The 25,726-nt window shown below is 49.3% G+C and carries 18 protein-coding genes and 1 pseudogene; 10 read left to right on the forward strand and 9 right to left on the reverse strand.

Annotated elements, in window-relative coordinates; genetic code table 11:
- Window positions 1–141 precede the first annotated feature (141 nt).
- The 8 genes from mutT to nadC all read right to left on the reverse strand — a co-directional run bounded on the left by mutT (window position 142) and on the right by nadC (window position 7,508).
- Entirely contained in the window at window positions 142–540 is a 399-nt protein-coding gene (gene mutT, locus ACN0TT_RS18855) for an 8-oxo-dGTP diphosphatase MutT (RefSeq protein ID WP_417763673.1), read from the reverse strand.
- Between the two features lie 5 nt (window positions 541–545).
- The gene (yacG, locus tag ACN0TT_RS18860; protein ID WP_417763674.1) at window positions 546–755 is read right to left on the reverse strand and encodes a DNA gyrase inhibitor YacG; all 210 of its coding nucleotides are present in this window, start codon (window positions 753–755) and stop codon (window positions 546–548) included.
- A 61-nt stretch (window positions 756–816) separates the two neighbouring features.
- A complete protein-coding gene (gene coaE / locus ACN0TT_RS18865) occupies window positions 817–1,431 on the reverse strand; it encodes a dephospho-CoA kinase (RefSeq protein WP_417763675.1) in 615 nt (204 codons plus the stop codon).
- The gene (locus ACN0TT_RS18870; RefSeq protein ID WP_417763676.1) at window positions 1,431–2,345 is read right to left on the reverse strand and encodes a prepilin peptidase; all 915 of its coding nucleotides are present in this window, start codon (window positions 2,343–2,345) and stop codon (window positions 1,431–1,433) included. Before ACN0TT_RS18870 ends, coaE begins: the two co-directional genes overlap by 1 nt.
- Before the next feature lie 45 nt (window positions 2,346–2,390).
- Window positions 2,391–3,659: a type II secretion system F family protein gene (locus ACN0TT_RS18875; protein ID WP_417763677.1), complete on the reverse strand. Its 1,269-nt coding sequence runs from the start codon at window positions 3,657–3,659 to the stop codon at window positions 2,391–2,393.
- 82 nt (window positions 3,660–3,741) lie between these two features.
- Window positions 3,742–5,448: a type IV-A pilus assembly ATPase PilB gene (gene pilB / locus ACN0TT_RS18880; RefSeq protein ID WP_417763678.1), complete on the reverse strand. Its 1,707-nt coding sequence runs from the start codon at window positions 5,446–5,448 to the stop codon at window positions 3,742–3,744.
- Window positions 5,449–5,464: 16 nt separating this feature from the next.
- Complete coding sequence (locus tag ACN0TT_RS18885) at window positions 5,465–5,902, reverse strand: pilin (protein ID WP_417763679.1); 438 nt, start codon at window positions 5,900–5,902, stop codon at window positions 5,465–5,467.
- Between the two features lie 745 nt (window positions 5,903–6,647).
- Window positions 6,648–7,508: a carboxylating nicotinate-nucleotide diphosphorylase gene (gene nadC, locus ACN0TT_RS18890; RefSeq protein WP_417763680.1), complete on the reverse strand. Its 861-nt coding sequence runs from the start codon at window positions 7,506–7,508 to the stop codon at window positions 6,648–6,650.
- Between the two features lie 289 nt (window positions 7,509–7,797).
- Here nadC and ampD point away from each other — a divergent pair, with 289 nt between their 5' ends.
- The 9 genes and pseudogenes from ampD (at window position 7,798) to ACN0TT_RS18935 (ending at window position 21,925) form a co-directional block, all read left to right on the forward strand.
- On the forward strand, window positions 7,798–8,355 hold the full coding sequence (gene ampD, locus ACN0TT_RS18895; protein ID WP_417763681.1) for a 1,6-anhydro-N-acetylmuramyl-L-alanine amidase AmpD: 558 nt from the start codon (window positions 7,798–7,800) through the stop codon (window positions 8,353–8,355).
- 22 nt (window positions 8,356–8,377) lie between these two features.
- Window positions 8,378–9,223 carry a beta-lactamase regulator AmpE gene (gene ampE / locus ACN0TT_RS18900; protein WP_417763682.1) on the forward strand — a complete coding sequence of 282 codons (846 nt, stop codon included), beginning with the start codon at window positions 8,378–8,380 and terminating at the stop codon, window positions 9,221–9,223.
- A 415-nt stretch (window positions 9,224–9,638) separates the two neighbouring features.
- The gene (gene pdhR / locus ACN0TT_RS18905) at window positions 9,639–10,391 is read left to right on the forward strand and encodes a pyruvate dehydrogenase complex transcriptional repressor PdhR (RefSeq protein WP_417763683.1); all 753 of its coding nucleotides are present in this window, start codon (window positions 9,639–9,641) and stop codon (window positions 10,389–10,391) included.
- 63 nt (window positions 10,392–10,454) lie between these two features.
- The gene (gene aceE / locus ACN0TT_RS18910; protein ID WP_417763684.1) at window positions 10,455–13,121 is read left to right on the forward strand and encodes a pyruvate dehydrogenase (acetyl-transferring), homodimeric type; all 2,667 of its coding nucleotides are present in this window, start codon (window positions 10,455–10,457) and stop codon (window positions 13,119–13,121) included.
- A 12-nt stretch (window positions 13,122–13,133) separates the two neighbouring features.
- Window positions 13,134–15,092, forward strand: a complete 1,959-nt coding sequence (gene aceF / locus ACN0TT_RS18915) for a dihydrolipoyllysine-residue acetyltransferase (protein ID WP_417763685.1) — start codon at window positions 13,134–13,136, stop codon at window positions 15,090–15,092.
- 146 nt (window positions 15,093–15,238) lie between these two features.
- Window positions 15,239–16,669 carry a dihydrolipoyl dehydrogenase gene (lpdA, locus tag ACN0TT_RS18920; RefSeq protein ID WP_417763686.1) on the forward strand — a complete coding sequence of 477 codons (1,431 nt, stop codon included), beginning with the start codon at window positions 15,239–15,241 and terminating at the stop codon, window positions 16,667–16,669.
- A gap of 145 nt (window positions 16,670–16,814) precedes the next feature.
- Window positions 16,815–17,226 (forward strand): annotated as a pseudogene (locus ACN0TT_RS18925) (EAL domain-containing protein); the annotation flags it as partial.
- Window positions 17,227–17,287: 61 nt separating this feature from the next.
- Window positions 17,288–19,501 (forward strand): patatin-like phospholipase family protein, encoded by a 2,214-nt coding sequence (locus ACN0TT_RS18930; protein ID WP_417763687.1) that lies wholly within the window; start codon window positions 17,288–17,290, stop codon window positions 19,499–19,501.
- Window positions 19,502–19,870: 369 nt separating this feature from the next.
- A complete protein-coding gene (locus ACN0TT_RS18935) occupies window positions 19,871–21,925 on the forward strand; it encodes a M13 family metallopeptidase (protein WP_417763688.1) in 2,055 nt (684 codons plus the stop codon).
- Between the two features lie 74 nt (window positions 21,926–21,999).
- Here the strand turns inward: ACN0TT_RS18935 and hxpB are convergent, their stop codons facing one another.
- Window positions 22,000–22,668 (reverse strand): hexitol phosphatase HxpB, encoded by a 669-nt coding sequence (gene hxpB, locus ACN0TT_RS18940; protein ID WP_417763689.1) that lies wholly within the window; start codon window positions 22,666–22,668, stop codon window positions 22,000–22,002.
- Window positions 22,669–23,015: 347 nt separating this feature from the next.
- Here hxpB and acnB point away from each other — a divergent pair, with 347 nt between their 5' ends.
- Window positions 23,016–25,613, forward strand: coding sequence for a bifunctional aconitate hydratase 2/2-methylisocitrate dehydratase (gene acnB / locus ACN0TT_RS18945; RefSeq protein WP_417763690.1), 2,598 nt, complete (start codon window positions 23,016–23,018; stop codon window positions 25,611–25,613).
- The last annotated feature ends 113 nt before the right edge of the window (window positions 25,614–25,726 follow it).

The raw sequence follows: 25,726 nt of genomic DNA on the forward strand, positions 1-25,726 counted from the left end.
CCGTAAGCCGTAAGCCGTAAGCCGTAAGCCGTAAGCCGTAAGCCGTAAGCCGTAAGCCGTAAGCCGTAAGCCGTAAGAGGATTGTGCGGTGATTGAAGTAAAGAAAAACCACTCAGTGAGTGGTTTAGGTCGGTATCTTGCTTAGTGTACTAACTCCGTTAGCAGTTTATCTATGATGGGTTGGTTCGCATCAGGGAATGGCAGGCTAGCGAGTTCAGTTAGCTTGACCCAGCGGATCTCTTGCCCTTCAGCACCGGACTCTTGGCCGGTAAACGCTGTCACCAAATGGATATCGAGAAATACCTGTTTTTCTGGGTAGTCGTAGCTCAATGTCATGAACGGGCAACTGGCGGTGACTGTGATATTCAGTTCTTCTTGCAACTCGCGGGTTAACGCTTCTGTGACCGGTTCACCCTGCTCAACCTTACCGCCCGGGAATTCCCATTTACCGCCTTGATGTAAGTGACCATGGCGCTTTGCTAGCAATATTTGCTGCTCGCGTATAATCACCCCAACGGCCACATGTACTCGTTTATTCACACTCATTACTCTTTAAAAAAGTCAGGTTCATCGTAACCCAGTTCATCTAACAACTCTTCGTCGATATTGGGTTCCACGGGGATAGCGTGTTTCTCTGACGCCCAGTCTCCAAGATCGATCAATTTGCAGCGCTCGGAACAGAACGGGCGAAATTTAGATTCAGCTGACCATGCTACCTCTTTCTGGCAGATGGGGCATTTGACGATATGAGGCATAAGCGCCCTCGGTTAATCAACATGGCGCTCATGGTAACGGCTTGCTAGTGAGCTGCGCAACCTAAAGCTTAGGCTTGGTTGCTACCAGTTCTAAGTAACCATGATGCAGAAGGGCGACTTGTTGTCGAAGTTGAGCAATATCACCTTGGTTTTCGATAACCCTGTCAGCACGGGCAAGGCGTTGTTCGCGGCTAATTTGGCTGTTAATGATGTTTTGCACTTGCTGCTCACTCACACCATCGCGGCTTGTGGTACGGCTTAGCTGCGTTGCAGGTGGCACATCTACCACTAGCGTGGCATCCACTAAGCTTTCTAACTTATTTTCAAATAACAGCGGCACCACCATCAGAGCATAGGGTGATGGTGCCGCCTTGCATTGTTTTAGCATCTCAGTGCGTATCAGTGGATGTAACAGTCCGTTGAGCCATTCCCGAGCAGTCGGTTGTTCGAAGATGAGTTCTCTTAATTGCGGGCGATTTAATTCTCCGTCTGCGGTGAGTATGCCGTTGCCAAACTGCTGTTGGATCTGCTTGAGTCCAATAGTGCCGGGGGCGACCACTTCGCGGGCGATGATGTCGGCATCCACAATGGTGATGCCAAGTTCAGCGAACAGATTAGCCACGGTGGTTTTACCACTGCCAATGCCACCCGTAAGGCCAATAACCACATTACTCATTACAGTGTGCTCAGATACCAGTTAACAATGTCATTTCCCCAACACAGGGCGACCCAACCCGCAATGGCAATATAGGGACCAAATGGAATGGGATTGTTGCGGCCATTGCCTTTGAACAGCATCAGCAAGATACCTACTACTGCGCCAACTGCGGAAGAAAGCAGGATGATCAGTGGCAACATTTGCCAACCTAACCAAGCACCGAACAGCGCCATCAGCTTGAAGTCACCATAGCCCATGCCTTCCTTGCCGGTCAGTAATTTAAACAGCCAAAACACCGACCATAAGCTGAGGTAACCAGCCACTGCGCCAATGACCGAGCTCTCAAGAGTTGTGAAACTGCCCCACATACTGGCGATGACGCCTAACCACATAAACGGCAGTGTGAGTTGATCGGGCAGTAGCATTTCATCTAAGTCGATACCCGACATAGCGACCAATGCGAAGGTGAGAATCGCTGCTAGGGCAAATTGCAGTGTCGGCCCGAAATGCCATGCGAGTACGGCAACTAGCACGGCATTCAATAGTTCAAACAGCGGGTAACGTGGTGATATCGGCTGTTTACAGGCGGCGCATTTGCCGCCGAGCATTAGCCAACCGATCAATGGCAGATTGTGCCAAGGTTTAATCGCGGTTTTGCACTTAGGGCAGGTGGAGTTAGGTACCACCAAATTAAAGCGCTCAGGAAATTTGTCCAATGGCTGTAGCAATTTTTGCTGCTGCAACGCTTGGTGTGCCGCCGGTTGATATTCTTCGAGGAACTGTTCGCATTCTTGTTGCCAGCCGCGTTTCATCATCACCGGCAAACGGAAAATCACCACATTGATAAAACTGCCAATCACTGCGGCAAAGATAAAGGAGAGGGCAATAAACACCGTGGGGTATTGCCCCATCAAACTAATAAATGACTGCATGCTAGTATTTTTTATGTAATGGGCAGTTGAGGTGAGTTCGCTATCTTACCCAACAACGTTACCGAGTTGGAAGATAGGTAAATACATGCCGACGATCAAACTACCGACTAAGCCACCGATAACCACCATCATAATTGGCTCAATCAAACTAGACAAACCATCAACGGCATCATCTACTTGCATTTCATAAATGTTGGCAATTTTGTTGAGCATATTATCGAGTGAGCCGGATTCTTCGCCGATCATTACCATCTGGATCAGCATATCGGGGAACAGCTTGGTGGTGCGCATGGCCACGTTCATCTGCATCCCTGCCATCACTTCGGTGCGAACATTAGCAATCGCTTTACGGTAGACGGCGTTACCAGAAGCACCGCCCGCCGATTCTAAACCATCAATCAGTGGCACCCCAGCAGCGAAAGTGGTTGCTAATGTACGGGCAAAACGTGCCATGGCACCTTTGTGCAAAATCGGCCCTATCAAAGGTATTTTTAATACCAATTCATCAATTTTATCACGAAACATCTGCGAATTACGATGTGCTCTCACAAATGAAAACAATGCAATGATTATCCCAGCAAAGAAAAGATACCAAGTATTTTGTAAGGCTCGAGAAATATTAATGATAAGTTGGGTAAATGCTGGTAGTTCTGCACCAAAACCTGCGAAGATACTTTCAAATTGAGGTACCACAAATAGCAGTAAGAGGACCGTAACCGCGATGGCTACCACTACTACCGCAGCAGGATAAAACATCGCTTTTTTGATTTTTGATTTGAGTGCTTCGGCTTTCTCTTTATAGGTGGCGATACGGTCAAATACGGTATCCAATGCGCCGGAATGTTCACCGGCAGCGACTAGGTCGACATAAAGGTCATCAAAATAAAGTCTGTGTGGTCTTAACGCATCTGACAGCGGGATACCGGATTGGATGTCAGCGAGTATGGTGCCTAGCAAGATGCGCATACGCGGCTTTTCATGGCCCCGAGCGATCAGTTCAATGGAGGTAACCAGTGGAACGCCAGCCGACAGCATAGTTGCTATCTGGCGGGTCACCATCGCAATATCCATCGGCTTGATTTTTTTATTTTCGTTACTGAATAGCCCCGCCGACTTTTTAGCAACTGACTTAGGTAAAATACCTTGGCTTTTTAGCTGGGTCTTAATCTCAGCGACGGTGGCACCGCGCAGCTCCCCTTCGGTTTTTTTGCCATCGCGGTTAACGCCTTTCCACACATAGGTGTAGATTTTCGGCGGCTTTTTATCTGCTTTGGAATTAGCTGAGCGACTGCGTGAGGAGGATGCTGTTGCCATGGTGAATTATCCTTATAGTGGTCGCTGCTAACTGCCGATTCCCTAATGGTAGTTGCTGGATCTAAAAACGAAAGAAGGTTGTTTAAAAACTGGTAACACGATTGATTTCGGCAATACTGGTAACGCCTTGGATCACTTTTAAAAGTCCGGAATCACGGAGATCACGCATGCCTTGTTGTTTGGCTATTTTGGCGATTTGTAGCGAGTTGCCGCCTTCCATAATCACGCGGGCGATTTCATCGGACATCTTCATCACTTCATAAATCCCCACGCGACCTTTGTAGCCGCCGGAGCAATGTTCACAGCCTACCGGTTTGTACACGGTAAAACCCTCAGTGATCTGCGCTTGGTTAAAGCCGAGTTTCAGTAATTCATGCTCAGGAATATCTTCTGCTTGGCGGCAATTAGCACACAGCCGTCGCGCCAAACGTTGAGCAATAATCAGGTTAACCGAGCTGGCAATGTTGTAGCCAGGCACGCCCATATTGAGCAAACGGGTCAGCGTTTCCGACGAGGAGTTGGTGTGCAGGGTAGATAGTACCAAGTGACCGGTTTGCGCAGCCTTAATGGCAATCTCGGCGGTTTCGAGGTCACGAATTTCCCCTACCATCACTACATCAGGGTCTTGGCGTAGAAAGGAACGCAAGGCCGAGGCGAAAGTCAGCCCCGCTTTAACGTTGATATGGACTTGGTTGACACCTTCTAAGTTAATTTCCACCGGATCTTCGGCGGTGGAGATATTGCGCTCTTCGGTGTTGAGAATATTGAGCCCTGTGTACAAGGATACGGTTTTACCAGACCCTGTTGGGCCGGTGACCAGAATCATGCCTTGTGGCCGTGCCAACATCTCTAAATAGGCTTGTTTCTGGTCTTCTTCATAGCCGAGCTTTTCAATGCCTAATTGCGCAGAAGAAGAATCTAAAATACGCATTACGATCTTCTCGCCCCACAGGGTAGGCAGGGTGGATACACGAAAATCGATGCTCTTATTACGGCTGAGTTTCATCTTGATGCGACCGTCTTGCGGCACGCGGCGCTCGGCGATATCGAGCTTGGACATCACTTTTAAACGCGCTGATAAACGTGAGGCGAGATTGACTGGAGGCTCTGCTACCTCATGCAAGATGCCATCAATACGAAAACGTACGCGATAGCGTTTCTCGTAGGGTTCAAAGTGCAAATCCGATGCGCCACGGCGAATCGCATCGGTGAGAATCTTGTTGATGTAAATAACGATTGGCGCGTCGTCAGCGCCATCGGCGGCGTCTTCTTGGCGTTTATCGGTATCGGTAATCTCAATGCCGGCCAAGGCTTGCTCGTCAATGCCGCTGAGATCCAATGAGGAGATGTCTTCTTCCAGCACTTTTTCGAGTGCTTTGCCGAGTTTGTCTTCCTCCACCAAAATCGCCTCGGCGTGCAAACCAGCACTGAATTGGAACTCTTCGAGGGCAGAAATATTGGTGGGATCAGAGGTGGCAATGTAAAGGCGATTGCCACGTTTAAACAGCGGTAAACAGCGGTGCTTGTCAATCAGCTTACGGTTGATAAACTCTTCAGGAATGCTGCTAACGTCAAACTCGGCCAAATCGAGTAGTGGAGTACCGTATTCTTCATAACACAGTTCAGCAATGGTACGGGCAGATAAAAACTGACTGGTCACCAAGGCGGTGACCAGTGCCGTTTTATTCTTGAGTGCTAACGCCACCGCCTCGGACAGCCGGCTCTCATCAAGCAGACCTTTGCGGATAAATAATGTTGATAATCCGAGGTGAATATTAGTGGTCGGCATTAATACAAGCCAGTGATTAGAATTCGGAGCACCAACCTTTGGTTAAGCAGCTAGGTGTGGTTGTTGATGTTGCAACCCAGGTTAGTACACCGTTGTTATCGGTTGGGGTGGCGATTAAGTTTGCACTTTCCACCGCAGCAGTCCCTGTAGCTGTAATTACGCCATCAGTAATACCCATTGTGTCAAGATTCGAATAGGTCCCTGTTGTTACAGCATTCGGAATTCCCCTATAACCAGCATCACAGTTATCTAAAGAACCTTCAGTTTGAAAACATAGCTCTACAGCTGTGCGAGCGGCGCCAACAGCAGTTACCACTTCTGAAAACTTTGACTTTTTAGTATAATCTTGATAAGCAGGCAGCGCGATAGCGGCCAGAATACCGATGATGGCGACCACGATCATCAATTCGATCAGGGTAAAACCTTTAGCTGATTTTTGTTTCATGCCTTTCATTTTCTCTCTCCAAAAGCTAGCCCTGACCAATTAACAGCGCCATGAGGTACTGAGTGGCTGGTTGCTGCTTTTTGCATGGTCAACAACACTAACGGGTTGTAGGCCATACTAAAAGGCAGAAATAGCAGTCACTCCGCTGCAATGGGTGCCGAGCCCCGGGTTAATTAAAATAGTCGTTAATTCAACATTTACTTCGGTTGTATCAACCGTATTGTTATGGCAAACCGCAACGTGGATGCGCTTTACTTACTAGCTATACAAAACAAATTGTCTTTACAAGTATTAATTAATTTAACAATTGTCAGCTAGTAGATAGCGCTAATTTAGTTTATCACGATGAGGTCGGCCACCACCGGCCAACTCGCCACTTCTAAACGTTAGTCTATTGTGAACAAAAATAAAACGTATCGAAGCTGTTTTTTTTACATTTTTCCGCGTAACAGCGCGTTTTAACAGCTATTTAGGGAATACGGACCTGTCGATAATTTGGCGGAATTAACATGGTCGACAAATATATAACTTTGTCAAAAAATAATGTTGTGATTTGGTTGAATTTTTAAGATGCGAGATGCGAGATGCGAGATGCGAGATGCGAGGGAAGATAGCGGTAAGTACAGAGCTAGAGCTAAAAGATGTTGCTCGTGGCTTTGAGGGCATGCTAACCCTGCACAGCTTACAGCTTACAGCTTACAGCTTACAACTGGCTTTTCGCTCGCTACTCGTCGCCCGTATCTCGCCGCTGCTTTCACCCCTTAAACCGCATCGATAGATCGAGTGCTCGCACATGTTTAGTGAGGGCGCCAACGGAGATGTAATCAATGCCTGTTTTGGCAAATTGCGCAATGGTGTCGATAGTGACATCACCCGAGACTTCTAGCTTGGCACCGCCAGCGTTCGCCTTGAATTGATTATTGAGTTCGACGGCTGACAGCATCATGGTAACGTCAAAGTTATCTAGCATGACGATATCGGCACCCGCTGTGAGCGCTTGGCTCAGTTCATCGAGGGATTCGACCTCGACTTCGACAGGTTTGCTTGGATGCAATTGCTTCGCGGTTGTCACGGCAGCCGCAATGCCACCGCACGCCATGATGTGGTTCTCTTTAATCAGAAAAGCATCGAATAAGCCGATGCGATGATTTTTACCGCCCCCACAAGTGACGGCATATTTTTGGGCGGTACGCAGCCCCGGCAGGGTTTTACGGGTGTCTAGCAGTTGGCATTGGGTGCCTGCTAGCTTGTCGACATAACGTTTGGTTAAGCTGGCAACGCCAGAGAGCATCTGAATAAAGTTCATGGCGGTGCGTTCACCCGTCAGCAGCATGCGTGCAGGGCCAGATAGTTCACACAGATGTTGCCCCGCGACCAGTAAATCACCGTCGTCAACATGCCAGTGAATCGCTACCTCACCACCGAGTTGCCGAAAGACTTGTTCCGCCCAAGCTTTACCGCAGAATACGCCCTCTTCGCGGGTGATAAGTATTGCTTCACCATGTTGCTCTGCGGGGATGAGTTGTGCGGTAATATCACCGTCGTGCACATTGAGATGGCCCAAGTCTTCATCGAGGGCAGCCTTAACACTAATGCGAATATCATTTTCTAACATGGTGCAAACCTTGCTGCGGTGGTCATCAATAAGCGAATGAGCTGAAGATTAGCACAAAGAGGTTTTCAGTGGCGAGAGACAGGGAACGAGTTGCGGGCTTCGAGATGCGAGTTGCGGGATTCGAGATGTGAGTTAGGCGCTTCGAGATGCGGGATTCGAGCAGTTAACTCGCGACTCGATGCTTGCAGCCATGTAGCTGTGTTAGCTCGCAACTATATTTTGATCGGTTTGCTCTTATCGCTTATAGCTCGTAGCACGTGGCTCGTAACTCACCCAAAAGGAAAATAATTTGAGCGGTATTTTTGACAGTTGGCAAGCGGGCTGGTGTTTAGATGTTAAACAACGGCCTTCACCACACTTTAATCAGCGGTCAGCCGATGAGGTGAGCTTGCTGGTGATCCACAATATAAGTCTGCCTGCGGGGCAGTTTGGGCTACCTTATATAGAGGCGTTGTTTTGCGGTACGTTGGATTGCCAAGCCGATGCGAGCTTTGCCGAGCTTGAAGGTTTAGCCGTGTCGGCACACTTTCTGATCAAACGTACTGGTGAAGTGCTGCAATTTGTTTCCTGTGATGAGCGTGCATGGCATGCTGGTGTGTCGAATTTTCAAGGACGCAGTAACTGTAATGATTTTGCGGTGGGGATTGAGTTAGAAGGCACTGATACGTCAGGCTACACCGATATACAGTACACACAGTTAACGGCGTTAACTAAGGCGTTGCAGCAGCAATATCCATTGATTACTCAGCAGCGGATCGTCGGGCATAGTGATATTGCTCCCGTACGTAAGACGGATCCGGGTGAGGGATTTGACTGGCAGCGTTATTCAGCGGCAATATTGAGCTGACCCAATGAAGCTGGAGTGCTAAATGGCATTGTTTTCATTACTGATTGCGGTATTGATCGAGCGACTAAAGTTTTTGCCGAGGTTGTTGCAGTTAGACAACATGTTTGCTTGGTATCGCGCGCATTTTTTTACCGAAGAGCTACTGCGTAGTAAAGGTGGCATTTGGCTGGCGCTGCTATTCCCTGCCGCGAGTGTATTGGTATTGCAGTGGCTGCTGCACGGCTGGTTGTTTGGCTTACCTTCGCTGTTGCTGTGGACGGTAGTTGCGGCGTTATGTTTTAGCCATCAGTACGTGCGGCATAAATTTAAGAAATATATGCAGGCGGCGTGTCGTGGTGATTTAGAAGCCTGTTATCTACATGCCACCGATTTGGATTATGACCACTGCCTAGATAGCATCAGTTCTGAGGAGATGGGGGCGCGCGTAGGTCAGCTAGCCGCATGGCTGAACTACCGTTATTACGGCGCGGTGGCGTTTTACTTGATCATTCTTGGCCCAGCGGGGGTACTGTTCTATTGCACTGCTCGCTACTTCAATAGCCTTAGTGAAGAACACCCATTACCGCTGCCGAGCAATTTAATGTTTGCCTTGGACTGGTTACCCGCGCGGTTTGTGGCGCTGGGGTACGCCTTGAGCGGCCATTTTGGTTCGGCCTTTAGCCGTTGGCGCGAATTGGTGTTTGGTATCTACACTGAGCCGCAGAAGATTATCGCGGAAGTGGCCTTGGCGGCAGAAGTGCTACCAGAGCGTGCTGGTGCACCAATCTGCGTTCGCTCGACTATCGCGTTGCTCGCGCTGAGTAAACGTAACTTTATACTGATCTTAACCATACTTGCGGTGCTGACTATCTTTGGAATTGTGCAGTAGGATTGAGTTGCGAGGAAGCGAAGCTGTAAGCGGTAAGTTGTAAGTTGTAAGTTGTAAGTTGTAAGTTGTAAGTCGTAAGAGAAGAGCTAAGAGCAAAGCAAAAAAGCTAAGATATGAATACGTGAAGGGCTAAGAGGCTGGTGTTAGCGGGCGTAAGCCAATGAGTGGCGTCGATGTGTGCTGTCAGCGGGATACATCGATGTATTCTGTTTGATTTTTACCCAAAATAGCTAATCTTTGGTCTGTAAGACTAAAGTATAAATAATACAAATAAATGCTAGAAAGTAGTGGCATACTAATCAAAAAACGGATTAAATTGACCTCCGTCACGCTCTAGACAACAAAAAAGTGATTTGTTAGAGTGCGCTCACTCATAATTGGTAAGACCAATTTACAACAGGGAGCTGAGTGCCACATGGCCTACAGTAAAATCAGTCAGCCGAAAATTTCCGATGTGATCATGGAGCGTCTGGAGCAGATGATCCTCGAAGGAAGTTTGAAGCCAGGTCAAAAGCTTCCTCCAGAACGGGAGCTGGCATTACAGTTTGAAGTTTCCCGCCCATCACTCCGCGAAGCCATTCAAAAACTTGAAGCCAAAGGGCTATTGTTGCGCCGTCAAGGCGGTGGCACCTATGTGAAGGAGCAGCTGTGGAAAAGCATGGCTGATCCGATCATGGAGTTGATGTTGAGTGATCCAGAAAGCCAATATGACTTGCTGGAGTTCCGCCATGCCACTGAAGGCATGATGGCCTATTTTGCCGCCCTGCGTGGCACCGATGCCGATATGGAAAACTTGGAAAACATGCTAGAGCAGGTGGAACAAGCCCAAGGTATCGATGCCGTTGCTACGGCGATTGTGAATTTTTACCGAGCCATTGCAGAGGCGTCACATAATGTGGCCATGCTGCATCTGGTACTCAGTTTAACTTCTGTGCTGCATAAAAACGTAGCACAAAACTTGGAGCTTCTAAGCCATCGCGAAGAAGCTTCATCTGAGGCTAACGAGCATCGGCGAGATCTGCTTGCCGCTATCGTTCGTCGTGATCCTGAAGCCGCACGAGAAGCATCGAACGAGCACTTGAGTTATATCGAGGAAGTGATGCTGTCGGTCCGGGAGGAAGATAGCCGGTTGCAGCGTAGCCTGCGCCGTTTGAAGAGCGGTATGTAACACGGGCATGGGACCGAATACCGCAACGACAACATTTACCATGTTATAAATAAGGACAGTGTCATGTCTGAAAATATGCTACAAGACTTGGATCCATTAGAGACTCAGGAGTGGCTGGAATCCCTGCAAGCTGTGTTAGAGCAGGAAGGCCCAGAACGAGCTCATTATCTTCTCGAAAAGCTGATTGACAAGGCCCGCCGTAACGGTACTTACCTGCCATACAAAGCGACTACTGCTTATTTGAATACCATTCCTGCTGGTCAAGAGCCTGCAATGCCCGGCGACCAAGGGCTGGAGCGTCGCATTCGCGCAATTATTCGTTGGAATGCGTTGGCAATGGTAATCCGTGGTTCTAAAAAAGATTTAGAGCTGGGCGGCCATATTGCGAGCTTTGCCTCAAGCGCCACTATTTATGATGTGTGCTTTAACCACTTCTTCCGTGCGCCTAACGCCAAAGATGGCGGCGACTTGGTTTACTTCCAAGGCCACATCGCGCCAGGTATCTACTCGCGTTCTTTCCTTGAAGGCCGCTTGAGCGAAGAGCAACTGGCCAACTTCCGTCAAGAAGTTGATGGCAAAGGTTTGTCTTCCTACCCGCATCCTAAGCTGATGTCTGATTACTGGCAGTTCCCAACCGTGTCTATGGGGTTGGGTCCTATCCAAGCGATCTATCAAGCACGTTTCCTGAAATACCTGACCGACCGTGGCATTAAAGATTGCTCTGAGCAAACTGTTTACTGCTTCCTCGGCGATGGTGAAGTGGACGAGCCAGAAGCACTGGGTGCTATCGGTTTGGCTGCGCGCGAAGAGCTGGATAACTTGGTGTTCATCATCAACTGTAATCTGCAACGTTTGGATGGCCCTGTGCGTGGTAACGGCAAAATCATTCAAGAGTTGGAAGGTGAATTCCGCGGCGCAGGCTGGGAGGTGCTGAAAGTGATTTGGGGTCGCTATTGGGACCCACTGTTGGCGCGTGATACTAGCGGGAAACTGCTGCAGTTGATGGAAGAAACCGTAGACGGTGAATACCAAAACTGTAAAGCCAAAGGTGGCGCGTATACGCGTGAGCACTTCTTTGGTAAGTATCCAGAGACAGCCGAAATGGTGGCCAACATGTCTGATGATGACATCTGGCGTTTGAACCGTGGTGGTCACGATCCGGTGAAGATCTACGCAGCCCTGCAACAAGCAAAGAACACCAAAGGTCGTCCAACCGTGATTCTGGCGAAAACCGTAAAAGGTTATGGTCTGGGTGACGCGGGTGAAGGTAAAAACATCGCCCACAACGTGAAGAAAATGGATATCGAATCTATCCGTTACTTCCGCGATCGTTTCAATATTCCAATTCCAGATGACAAGCTGGAAGAAGTGCCTTTCTATCACCCAGGTGAAGATTCAGAAGAGGTTAAATACCTCAAAGCGCGTCGCGAAGCCTTGGGCGGCTATCTGCCAGCCCGTCGTCAGAAATTCTCTGAAGACTTAGACGTGCCAGCACTGAAAATCTTTGACTCGATTTTGAAAGGCTCTAATGGCCGCGAAATCTCTACCACCATGGCGTTTGTTCGCGTGCTGACCGCACTGCTGAAAGACAAAGGCATTGGTAAAAACATTGTGCCGATCATTCCGGATGAAGCCCGTACCTTTGGTATGGAAGGCTTGTTCCGTCAAGTGGGTATTTATGCTCACGAAGGCCAAAAATACGTACCGCAAGACAAAGACCAAGTGGCTTACTATCGTGAAGATAAAACCGGTCAAGTATTGCAAGAAGGGATTAACGAGCTGGGTGCTATGTCATCATGGGTATCCGCTGCGACCAGTTACTCGGTCAACGATACACCGATGATCCCATTCTACATCTACTACTCAATGTTCGGTTTCCAACGTATTGGTGACTTGGCTTGGGCTGCAGGTGATATGCGTGCGCGCGGTTTCTTGGTGGGCGGTACCTCAGGCCGTACTACATTGAACGGTGAAGGCTTGCAGCACCAAGATGGTCACAGCCATATTCTGGCGAACACCATTCCAAACTGTATCTCTTACGACCCAACTTACGGTTATGAAATTGCCGTCGTTGTTCAAGATGGTATTCGCCGTATGTATGGCGAAGATCAGGAAGATGTTTTCTACTACCTGACCACCATGAACGAAAACTACGTTCAGCCAGAAATGCCAGCCGGTGCCGAAGAAGGCATCATCAAAGGTATCTACAAACTTGAATCAGTTGCTGGTTCAGGCAAAGGTAAGGTACAGCTGATGGGTTGTGGCACCATTCTGGAAGAAGTGCGTAAAGCGGCGCAAGCCTTGGCGAAAGATTACGGTGTGACCGCAGATGTCTTCAGCGTGACCAGCTTCAACGAGCTGACCCGTGATGGTCAAGAATGTGAACGCTACAACATGCTGCATCCAACTGCTGAAGCGAAAGTGCCTTACATCTCTACTGTATTAGCAAAAGACGCTCCAGCCATTGTGGCCACTGACTACATGAAACTGTACGGCGAACAGCTACGTGCTTACGTACCAACTGACTACAAAGTGCTGGGTACTGATGGTTTCGGACGCAGTGACAGCCGCGCTAACTTGCGTCACCACTTCGAAGTGGATGCCACTTTCGTGGTTATTGCAGCGCTGAAGTCTCTGGTTGATCGTGGCGAAATGCCAGTCGATGTGCTGACTAAAGCCATCGCTGAATACGGCATTGATGCTGATAAAATCAGCCCACTGTTCGCATAAGAGGGATAACCAATGGCAGATTTGAAAGAAGTTCTGGTTCCCGATATCGGCGGGGATGAAGTTCAAGTCATCGAAATTTGCGCCAATATTGGCGATGCTCTGGAAGAAGAGCAGGCGATTATCACCGTTGAAAGTGATAAAGCGACCATGGACATTCCAGCGCCGTTTGCTGGTGTGCTCAAAGAGCTCAAAGTCGCGGTGGGCGATAAAGTCTCTGAAGGTACTTTGATTGCGATGTTGGCTGCCGAAGGTGCTGCACCAGCGCCAGCCGCAGAAAAAGCACCAGAGCCCGCAGCGGCGCCAGCTGCTGCACCGACGCCAGCACCCGCCGCACCTGCTCCAGCAGCAAGTGGTTCGCAAGTGATTGAAGTTACCGTACCTGATATCGGTGATGCGAAAGATGTCGATATCATCGAAGTATTGGTAAAAGTTGGCGACAGCATCAATGCTGATGATGGCTTGATCACCTTAGAAACGGACAAAGCCACCATGGACGTACCTGCACCGCAGGCGGGCGTGGTGAAGTCTCTGGCGGTCAACGTGGGCGACAAAGTGTCTGAAGGTTCTTTGGTACTGACACTAGAAGTTGCTGGTAGCGGTGCTGCAGCGGAAGCTGCGCCAGCCACTGAACCTGCACCGGCGGCCGCTGCTGCGGCTCCAGCTGCAACGGCTAGCCAAACGATTGAAGTGACTGTGCCAGACATCGGCGACGCCAAAGATGTTGACGTTATTGACGTGCTGGTAAAAGTTGGCGACACCATCAGCGCTGATGATGGCTTGATTACGCTGGAAACTGACAAAGCCACCATGGATGTGCCTGCACCGCAAGGCGGCGTGGTGAAATCTGTGGCAGTGAGTGTTGGCGATAAAGTGTCTGAAGGATCACTGGTGCTGACCTTGGCGGTGGCCGGTAGTGCTCCTGCAGCGGCGCCAGCGCCTGCGGTCGAAGCTGCGCCAGCAGCCACCGCTCCAGCAGCGGCACCCGCAACTGAAAGCCGTCCACCTGTGCCACATCACCCAAGTGCGGGCGTGGTAAAAACTACAGGTGTGGTGCATGCGTCACCTTCTGTACGCCGTTTAGCGCGTGAATTTGGTGTTGATTTGGGCCTAGTAAAAGGTTCAGGTCGCAAAGGCCGTATTCAGAAAGAAGACGTGCAAGCCTACGTGCGTTATGAGTTGTCACGTCCAAAAGCCAGCGCCGCAACAGCCGTTGCTGGTGGCAATGGTCTGCAAGTGATTGATGCGCCGAAAGTCGACTTCAGTAAATTTGGTGAAGTGGAAGAGATCCCATTGAGCCGTATTCAGAAGATCTCTGGGCCGAACCTGCATCGCAACTGGGTGACTATTCCACATGTGACCCAATTTGATGAAGCGGATATCACTGAGTTGGAAAGCTTCCGTAAACAGCAGAACGAATTGGCGGCGAAGAAGAAACAAGCCATCAAGTTCACTCCGCTGGTGTTTATGATGAAAGCGGTAGCGAAAACGCTGCAAGAATTCCCAACCTTCAACTCTAGCTTGAGCCCTGATGGCGAATCGCTGATCCAGAAAAAGTATTACCACATCGGTGTGGCGGTTGATACGCCTAACGGTTTGGTGGTGCCAGTGTTCCGCGATGTGGATAAGAAGTCGATCACTGAGCTATCACTGGAGCTGATGGATATCTCTGCTAAAGCGCGTGATGGCAAGCTGAAAGCGGCTGACATGCAAGGTAGTTGTTTCACTATCTCTAGCTTAGGTGGCATTGGTGGTACGGCGTTTACCCCAATCGTCAACTATCCAGACGTAGCAATTTTGGGTGTGTCTAAATCTGAGTTCAAACCTAAATGGAATGGCAAAGAATTTATCCCGCGCCTGATGTGCCCACTGTCACTGTCATACGACCACCGTGTGATCGACGGTGCGCTGGCTGCACGCTTCAGCGTGACCCTGTCCAGCTACCTGTCTGACATTCGCACATTGATTATGTAAGCACTAAGGCTGACCGATAAGGTCAGCCTTATGTTTAATTGTGATCCCGGTCGAGCGGGGTAAAATGCCAGCATTGAAGCTAAGCCTGCTCGAACGTCCAGGATGGACCCAGTGTCCACATGGAATGAAATAAATCAGAGGAAAACATGAGTAACGAAATTAAAGCACAAGTCGTGGTATTAGGGGCGGGCCCTGCAGGTTACTCTGCGGCGTTCCGTGCAGCAGATTTAGGTCTGGACACTGTGATTATCGAACGTTACAGCACCTTGGGTGGCGTTTGTTTGAACGTGGGGTGTATCCCTTCAAAAGCCTTGTTGCACGTAGCGAAAGTGATTGAAGAAGCCAAACATATGTCCGCTAACGGTGTGACATTTGGCGAGCCAACTATCGACTTGGATAAACTGCGTGGCTTTAAAGAGAAAGTTATCGGCCAGTTGACTGGCGGTTTGGGCGGCATGTCCAAAATGCGTAAAGTGAACGTGGTTAACGGTCTGGGTAAATTTACTGGCCCCAACAGCATTGAAGTGACCGCAGAAGACGGCGCGAAAACCACTGTAAACTTTGATAATGCGATCATCGCTGCCGGTTCTCGTCCAATCCAGCTGCCATTTATTCCGCACGAAGACCCACGTATTTGGGACTCAACAGACGCGCTGGAACTGAAAGAAATCCCAGGCAAACTGCTGGTGATGGGCGGCGGTATCATCGGTCTGGAAATGGGTACTGTGTACTCATCACTGGGTAGCCAAATCGAAGTGGTAGAGATGTTTGACCAAGTGATCCCTGCGGCTGATAAAGACGTAGTGAAAAACTTCACTAAACAGATCAAAAACAAATTCAAACTGATGCTGGAAACCAAAGTGACCGCAGTAGAAGCCAAAGAAGATGGCATCTATGTGACCATGGAAGGCAAATCAGCACCATCAGCGCCAGAGCGTTACGACGCAGTATTGGTCGCCATCGGTCGTACACCTAACGGTAAGTTGATTGATGCAGACAAAGCGGGCGTGAAAATCGACGAACGTGGCTTTATCAACGTTGATAAGCAGATGCGTACTAACGTGCCACACATCTTCGCGGTGGGTGACATTGTGGGTCAACCTATGTTGGCACACAAAGGCGTGCATGAAGGCCACGTGGCTGCAGAAGTTATCTCTGGTCTGAAACACTTCTTCGATCCAAAAGTGATCCCATCGATTGCTTACACCGATCCTGAAGTGGCTTGGGTAGGTTTGACCGAGAAACAAGCCAAAGAGCAAGGCATTAACTACGAAACCGCCACCTTCCCATGGGCTGCTAGTGGCCGTGCTATTGCTTCTGAAGCGAGCGAAGGTATGACTAAGCTGATCTTTGAAAAAGACACGCATCGTATCATCGGTGGCGCACTGGTAGGTGTTAACGCGGGTGAACTGCTGGGTGAAATAGGCTTGGCGATTGAAATGGGCTGCGATGCGGAAGATATTGCATTGACCATTCACGCTCACCCGACGCTGCATGAATCTGTTGGCTTAGCTGCAGAGATGTATGAAGGCTCAATTACTGATTTGCCCAACCCTAAGGCAAAAAAGAAAAAGTAAGCCAGTAAGCGATCTGCTAATAAGCCTGCCATGTGCAGGCTTATTTTTTGCCACAAATTTAGCGAAGCTATCGGGACGGTTGATTGTTGTCAGCTGCCAGCTTGTGTCGTTGCGAGTGTGAGCTGCACTATCGAGGGCCTGCTGCAAGATCACCGAAGGCGTGCTGATGAAGGAACTACATGTTGCGCGTGAGCACTTGCCGCAACTGCGGACGATGGATATCGAAGTGGCGATTGATGACTTTGGTACAGATCATCCTTGGCTTATCGGCGCCACTTTGAAGTGAACACGCTAAAAATGACCGCTCATTCCTGATTGATATTGCCAGTAACAGCGCCGACCAAGCAATTGTTAGCAGCATTATCGAAATTGCGCGTAACCTAAAGCTTAAAGTTGTTGCCGAAGGTGTTGAAACTAAAGACCAACTAGAACAGGTAGTTAGTCGTGGATGTCATGTGATTCAAGGCTACTGTTTTGGCAACCCCATTCCCGCTGATGCGATAGCAACTGCAACAGCAAGCGATGCTACGCCAGTCATTTTCCGCCGATTTAGTTGAGTTTGATCTGCTGACTTCTGCTAGTATATTGGCCAACTTTTCTTCGACCTTAATGTGCGGCATGACGTTAATTTCTCGACTTCTTTTGCTGGTAGTGGGGGTATCAATCTCCAGTGTAGCCTTGGCTGATCGGCCGAAAGTTGGCTTAGTGCTCAGTGGTGGTGGCGCAAAAGGTGCCGCTCACGTTGGGGTTATCAAGGTGTTGGAAGCGCACCATATCCCGGTGGATTATGTTGCTGGTACCAGTATTGGTGCCTACGTTGGCGGTTTGTATGCGCTGGGCTATAGCGCAGCAGAAATCGAGCAACTAATGATGGCGCAGGATTGGGATAGTGGCTATTCCGATACCATTCCACGGCAAGCGCTCGGTTATCGTGAGAAGCAACAACGTGACCGTTTTAATATTCCGCTCAATATGGGGATTCGCGATGGTGAAGTGATGACGCCGCAAGGGGTGTTATTAGGGCAAACCATGTCGCGCCTGTATCGCACCACAGCGGGGCTTATTCCTGAGTTCACCAGCTTCAACGAATTATCGATTCCGTTTCGCGCCGTGGCGACAGACTTAGAAACTAGTCGGCCAGTGGTGCTCACTAAAGGCAGTTTGGTGCAAGCGATGCAGGCCTCAGCTACCGTTCCCGGTGCGTTGCAGCCAGCCGTAATCGACGGCAAATTGCTGGTGGATGGTGGTATCGCCAATAACATGCCCGTCGACGTCGCCAAAGCAATGGGCGCCGATATCGTTATTGCCATTGATATCGGCTCCGGGCTGGTCAAAAAGAAAGAGCTGAATGGCGCGATTGCGATTCTGAACCAACTCTCCACCATGCTAACCAACGCCAGTACCGAGCGCCAAAAACGCTTGCTGACAGAAGACGATATTCTGCTGCGGCCTGATGTTGATACGCTGAGCACCACCGATTTTTCCATCATGCCGGAAGCCTTGGCCGCAGGGGAAAAAGCAGCCAATGAGAAACTTGACCAACTGCTGCCACTGGCATTGCCACCGGCGCAGTATGCGGCTTATCAACAGCACAAAAAGCAGGTGGCCGTACGTTGGCGTGATGAGGCCAAACAACCGCTGATCGCGGTTAATTTCACTAACAACTCCACAGTGGATAACCGACTGATTGCTAAAGTCTTCGACGTCAAAAAAGGTGATGTCATTGATAAAGAGCAGCTCAATGAAGCGGTGAGTCGCCTGTATTCACTGAATAAGTTTGAACGCGTCACCGCCGAGTTTGAAGACACCCCAGAAGGGCGCATGCTCAATGTCGATGCCAAAGCGAAATCTTGGGGGCCGAATTACCTGCAGTTTGGCTTTAACTGGGAAGATGATTTATCAATGGATTCGGCGCTGACCATCGATTTAGCCATGACCATGACCGACATCACCAGTAACGGTGGTGAGTGGCGTAATGAAGTGCGCATGGGGTATGAAAAAATGCTGTCCACCGAGTTCTATCAACCACTCGATGCTGACCAACATGTATTCAGCCGGGCACAGTATCGTTATCGCGTAAATGAGTGGGATATATTCCAAGGGCAGGAGCAATACTATGCCCTCAAACGGGAAATTCACTCCGCTGAATTCGGGGTTGGGCTTAACTTCTCCAATGTCAGCATGGTCGAACTTGGCATTAATGGCGATGCAGGTCGACTGACTAACCGAGCTTTGACCGAAGATATCGATTTTACCAGCTACGGTGCGTACCTACGCTATGGTTACGATACGTTAAACAACATCAGTTTCCCAACCTCGGGTAACCGCTTCCGCGTCAATCTTTACCTGAGAGATGAAAACTATTCCGGAATAGAAGACCCAGGGCGAACGTTCCATATTGAGGCGGATTGGAAAGGGGTAGTCAGTGTACGGAATCATTCGTTTGTCGGTAAAGCGGCCTATGAGTTAATTGATAACGATAGCGACACTGATTTTAGTGTGTATGTGGCGGACTTGGGCGGCTTTTTGAACTTGTCTGGCTACCGTAAGAATTCACTTGCGGGGACTAAGAAGGTATTTGGTGCTTTTATTTACCAATATGACTTAGGCCGTGATGCCTTAGGTCTGCAAGATTATCCATTGTATCTCGGTGCCAGTATGGAGGCGGGTAACGTCTGGGGCAGCGATGAAAAAATAGAGATGAATGACCTGATTTACGGCGGCAGTTTGTATCTTGGTACCACCACCTCATTTGGCCCAGCCGCCTTTGGTATCGGCCTAACTGATGATGGTGAGGAATCTATGTATCTGTTTATCGGTAAGAATTTCTAGGGGCTGTTTATCTTTAGTGTTTAATTTTTGTTCAAATTAAACGCGTTATGAACGAGGCGAGACCTGCGACGCTTAGTCAACTAAGCAAGCTGGGCGCAACAAAGTTCAGAGTGCGTTTAAATGAACCCTTCGGGCAGCGACAGCGCGCAATTTATTCAGCGTTAGGCGCTGTTGGTGGAGAATAACTACACGGCACATCGCCTGCCTTGCCTAAATCACGCGCTGCCTGCTGCAAAAACAATCAGCAAAGATAAACAGCCCCTAATTGTAAACAATCTTACAAAAATCGCCTTCTGGCGGGATTGCGCTAATGCTAAGGTGTGGCACTGAAATCGGTGTTACACCTTCAACATAGAGAACGGAACCCACATGAAAAAGCTAAGCACTTTGGCTGTTGGCATCGCCCTCAGCCTCGGACTGGCCGCGTGTAGCAGCCAACAAGTTCCGCAAACGCAAGCCGCAGTCAACAAAGTCTCTGGTATTGAAAAAGAAAACTTCGATCCCGCAGTGCGTTTTCAGGACGATCTTTATTACAGCGTTAACGGCAAATGGTTAGCTAACACGCCAATTCCTGCCGACAAATCTAACTATGGCGCTTTCTCTGTACTGTACGATCAAAGCCAAGCCTCACTGAAAGAGATCATTGAAGCTGCTGCGGCTAAACCGAATAAAGCCGCAGGTTCTGTTGAGCAAAAGATCGGTGATTTTTACGCCGCTTATATGGATACCGCCAAGGTTGAGCAATTGGGGATTACTCCTCTAAAAGGCCAACTAGAGCAGATTGCCGCCTTGTCTGATCACCACGGCGTGGCTAAATTGATGGGCCAACTGTTGACCAATGGTGTATCTATGCCGCTGGGATTTTATGTCAACAACGACGCTAAAAACTCATCGCAATACGGTGTTTACCTGTACCAAGCGGGGTTGACGCTGCCCGACCGTGACTACTACCTGAAAGATGATGAGAAAATGGTGGCTAATCGTGCGGCCATGCGTAACTACGTGAAAACGCTGATGAGCGCTGCTGGCTATGCCCATGCTGATGAAGCCGCTGCCAACGTGGCCAACATTGAGCTGGCTATTGCGAAAAACCAATGGACGCGTGTTGAATCGCGTGATGCAAACAAAGCCTACAACAAGATGACCGTTGCCGATGTGCAAAAACTGACTGGCGGCTTTGACTTCAACGCCTTTGCGGCGGGTACGGGGTTAGCAGGCAAAACTAACGACATCATCGTGCGTCAGCCATCTTACTTCGAAAAAATGGGTGCCCAGTTTAACCAAATTTCGGTATCTGCTTGGAAAGACTACCTCGCGTTCCATTTGGTCGATAGCTATGCCAACCTGTTGAGCAAACAATTTGCTGACTTGAGCTTTGATTTCCACAGCAAAACCCTGATGGGTATTCAAGAGCAAGAACCGCGTTGGAAACAAGCGGTTGATGGCGCTGATGCCGTGATTGGTGAGCTGGTGGGTAAAGAGTATGTGGCACGTAACTTTAAGCCAGAAGCGAAACAGCGCATGGAGCAGATGATCAAAAACCTGATTAAAGGGTTTGAAGTCAGCATCAATGAACTGGAATGGATGACGCCGGAAACTAAGAAAGCGGCGCAAGAAAAACTGTCGAAGTTCACCTACAAAATCGGCTACCCAGACAAATGGCGTGATTACAGCAAGTTGACTATTAAAGCAGGCGAGCTGGTGGGTAACTATCAACGTTCAGCTGCGTTTGAATACAACGACATGCTGAGCAAAATTGGCCAACCAGTCGATCGCACAGAGTGGCACATGACACCACAAACGGTGAACGCATACTATAGCCCTGTGGGTAACGAAATCGTATTCCCTGCGGCTATTTTGCAACCGCCATTCTTCAATATGGAAGCGGATGACGCCGTCAATTACGGTGGTATCGGTGCGGTGATCGGCCATGAAATCAGCCACGGTTTTGATGACCAAGGCGCTAAGTACGATGGTGACGGCAACCTGCGTAACTGGTGGACCGACAAAGACCGCGAAGAGTTTGAAAAACGTGGTAAAGCCTTGTCTGCACAGTACAGCGCATTCGAGCCTCTGCCGGGCAAACACGTTAACGGCGATTTGACCTTAGGTGAAAATATTGGTGACTTAGGCGGTTTGACCGTGTCACTGCGTTCTTACCACTTGAGCCTTAATGGTCAACCAGCCCCGGTTATTGATGGTCTGACTGGCGATCAACGCTTCTTCGTTGGTTGGTCACAAGTCTGGCGTCGTAACTACCGCGAGGAAGAGTTGGTGCGTCGTCTGATGACAGACCCGCATTCACCAAGCCATTATCGCGCGATGGGTACACCACGCAACGTTGAAGGTTTCTACAAAGCATTTGACCTGAAAGCGGGCGACAAAGAGTATCTGCCAGAAGAGCAACGCGTCAAAATCTGGTAATACCGCCTGAGCAATAGACTCAAATAACGAAAAGGCCACCGCTTGCGGTGGCCTTTTGCATATAGCGGTAATCACTATTTGCCAAACTGTTGCAGGACGTGAGTAAACTCGCCCAGCGATGCTGCTTGAATATGCGCAGCGGCCCAACGGGCTTCACCTTGGTGTTCTGGTGCTGGGATCACTAACGTTTGCATACTGGCCGCGCGGGCTGCAACCAATCCATTGAACGAGTCCTCAACCGCTAAACAGCGTGTCGGCGCTACATCCAGTTGCTTGGCACATTGCAGATAAACTTCTGGGTGGGGTTTACCGTAAGGCAAAAATTGTGCTGATTGTGTCACATCAAAATAGTGGCCAATATCGAGTTTACTCAACACTGCATCCAAGATTTGTAGCGGGGAGGAGGTAGCAAGCCCTACCTTGAGCCCCGCAGCGCGGCAATGTTGTAACGCCGCCACTGCTCCCGCCATGGGTTGACCATCTTGTGCGATAAACTCCACTACACGAGACACAATAAAGTGCATCATCGTTTGCCGATCGAATGGCGTGTCAGGAAATCGCTCCGCCCAAAAGTTAACCAATTCATCAATGCGCAGTCCGGTGGTCTGCACAATATCGGTACGGGTCACTGGCAAGCCAAAGCTGGTGAGCACTTCATACTCGGCTTGCTGCCAAGCTGGCTCGGAATCAATGAGGACACCGTCCATGTCAAAAATGACGGCTTGGAGCGAAACGTGAAACATAATGACAACCACTTACTGTCGAATTGATGGGGTAGATTAGCGGATTATATCAGCGAAAATCAAAGGCTACCTGATAGCAATCAATCGCTAATTCTTTGTAATGCAAATAGATGTATAATTTTCCCACTATCGTCTAATATCTTTATGCAGGTGAACTACTTAGTGTTGTGCGCGACAGAAGGTCTACCATAAAACCCCCTTCATTCTTGTGTGATCTGATTCATACTTTTGCAAAGATGTTGTATAATTCAGCCCGGAAATTACGGGTCTAACCTGTAGGGCTGCCCCAGGAACGACAGAAGGGTGGTCGTCAGAGCGCCAAGCGCCAAACAAAGAGGAATGTTGCCGTGCTAGAAGCATATCGTAAACACGTCGCAGAGCGTGCTGCAGAGGGCGTCGTCCCTAAGCCGCTAGATGCCCAACAAGTCGCCGAACTGGTCGAATTAATCAAAAATCCACCTGCCGGTGAAGAAGAATTCATTTTAGATCTGTTAGAAAACCGCATTCCACCTGGTGTGGATGAGGCCGCCTACGTCAAGGCAGGTTTCTTGGATGCCGTTGCACAAGGTACGGTAACATCTCCTATTGTCACTGCTGAACACGCAGTTGAGTTGTTAGGCACCATGCAAGGTGGTTATAACATCGAACCGCTGATCAAAGTATTAGATAACAACAAGCTAGCAGGTATCGCTGAAAAAGCCTTGTCACATACCTTGTTGATGTTTGATGCCTTCCACGACGTTGTGGAAAAAATGCAAGCTGGCAACGAATACGCGAAGCGTATTGTAGAATCTTGGGCTAACGCTGACTGGTTCCTTGGCCGTCCAAAACTGGCAGAAAAAATCTCCCTGACGGTATTTAAAGTCTCTGGTGAAACTAACACCGATGACTTGTCTCCAGCACCTGATGCTTGGTCACGTCCTGATATCCCATTGCACGCCTTGGCGATGCTGAAAAACCCACGTGATGGCATTGAGCCTGATGAGTCAGGTAACGTTGGCCCAATCAGCACCATCAATAAGTTGAAAGAGAAAGGTTTCCCACTGGTATACGTGGGTGACGTAGTAGGTACCGGTTCTTCACGTAAATCTGCCACTAACTCTGTGCTGTGGTTGATGGGTGATGATATCCCTTATGTACCGAATAAACGTGCTGGTGGTTTCTGCTTCGGCAGTAAAATCGCACCAATCTTTTTCAACACCATGGAAGATGCCGGTGCGCTGCCAGTTGAGCTAGATGTTGGCATGATGGAAATGGGCGATGTCATCGACGTTTACCCATACGCTGGCAAAGTTACACGTCACGATAGCGACGAAGTGATCTCCGAATTCACGCTGAAAACCAAAGTGATTTTGGATGAAGTCCGTGCTGGTGGTCGTATTCCATTGATCATCGGCCGCGGTTTGACCGACAAAGCACGTGAAGTGCTGGGTCTGGAGCCATCAGATGTATTCGTACGCCCCGGTGCCGTGCAACAGTCTGACAAAGGCTTCACCTTAGCGCAGAAAATGGTAGGTAAGGCTTGCGGTGTTGCAGGTATTCGTCCAAACCAATACTGCGAACCTAAGATGACCTCCGTGGGTTCACAAGATACTACTGGCCCTATGACCCGTGACGAGCTGAAAGACTTAGCGTGTTTGGGCTTTAGTGCTGACTTAGTGATGCAGTCATTCTGTCACACCGCGGCATATCCAAAACCAGTAGACGTCAACACGCATCACACGCTGCCTGACTTCATCATGAACCGTGGCGGTGTGTCACTGCGCCCAGGCGATGGTGTTATTCACTCATGGCTGAACCGCATGTTGCTGCCTGATACTGTGGGTACTGGTGGTGACTCACATACCCGTTTCCCAATTGGTATTTCATTCCCAGCAGGTTCTGGTTTGGTGGCGTTTGCTGCCGCTACCGGTGTCATGCCACTGGATATGCCAGAATCCGTATTGGTGCGCTTTAGCGGTAAAATGCAACCAGGTATCACTTTGCGTGACTTGGTGCATGCGATTCCACATAAAGCGATCGAAATGGGTCTGCTGACCGTTGAGAAGAAAGGTAAGAAGAACGTCTTCTCAGGTCGTATCCTTGAGATTGAAGGTCTGGAACACCTGAAAGTTGAGCAAGCGTTTGAGTTGTCAGATGCCTCTGCTGAACGTAGTGCTGCGGGCTGTACCATCAAGCTGGATAAAGAACCTATCATTGAATACCTGAACTCTAACATCGTGATGTTGAAGTGGATGATCTCTGAAGGCTACGGCGACCGTCGTACGCTGGAACGTCGTATCCAAGGTATGGAACAGTGGTTGGCTAACCCAGAGTTGATGGAAGCCGATAAAGACGCGGAATACGAAGCGATTATCGACATCAACTTGGATGAAATTAAAGAGCCAATTCTGTGTGCACCAAATGACCCAGACGATGCACGTCTATTGTCTGAAGTGGCTAACACTAAGATTGACGAAGTGTTCGTTGGTTCATGTATGACTAACATCGGCCACTTCCGTGCAACCGGTAAAGTGCTAGATAAATTCGCCACAACACTGCCAACACGTTTGTGGATTGCGCCGCCGACTAAGATGGACCGCGATCAACTGACAGAAGAAGGCTACTACAGCATCTTTGGTAAAGCCGGTGCGCGTATTGAAATCCCAGGCTGTTCACTGTGTATGGGTAACCAAGCCCGTGTTGCAGAAGGCGCGACTGTGGTTTCTACCTCAACTCGTAACTTCCCGAACCGTTTAGGTACAGGTGCTAACGTTTACTTGGCGTCAGCTGAGTTGGCTGCGGTTGCAGCGCTGCTTGGTCACCTGCCATCAGTGGACGAATATATGGAATATGCCAAAGAGATTGATGCGACAGCGGCGGATACCTACCGCTACCTGAACTTCGATCAACTGCCTGCTTACACTGAGAAAGCAGATACCGTGATCTTCCAGACAGCAGTTTAATAAGCAGCCATCGACTTTGAAAAGCCAGCGCATTGCGCTGGCTTTTTTGTTTGCCCAGCGAAGCTGGCAAACCCGTCAGGTTGAAAGAAACCTGAATCGCCCCGACTGAGGGG

Source organism: Shewanella sp. (genome assembly GCF_048265805.1).
GTDB lineage: Bacteria > Pseudomonadota > Gammaproteobacteria > Enterobacterales > Shewanellaceae > Shewanella.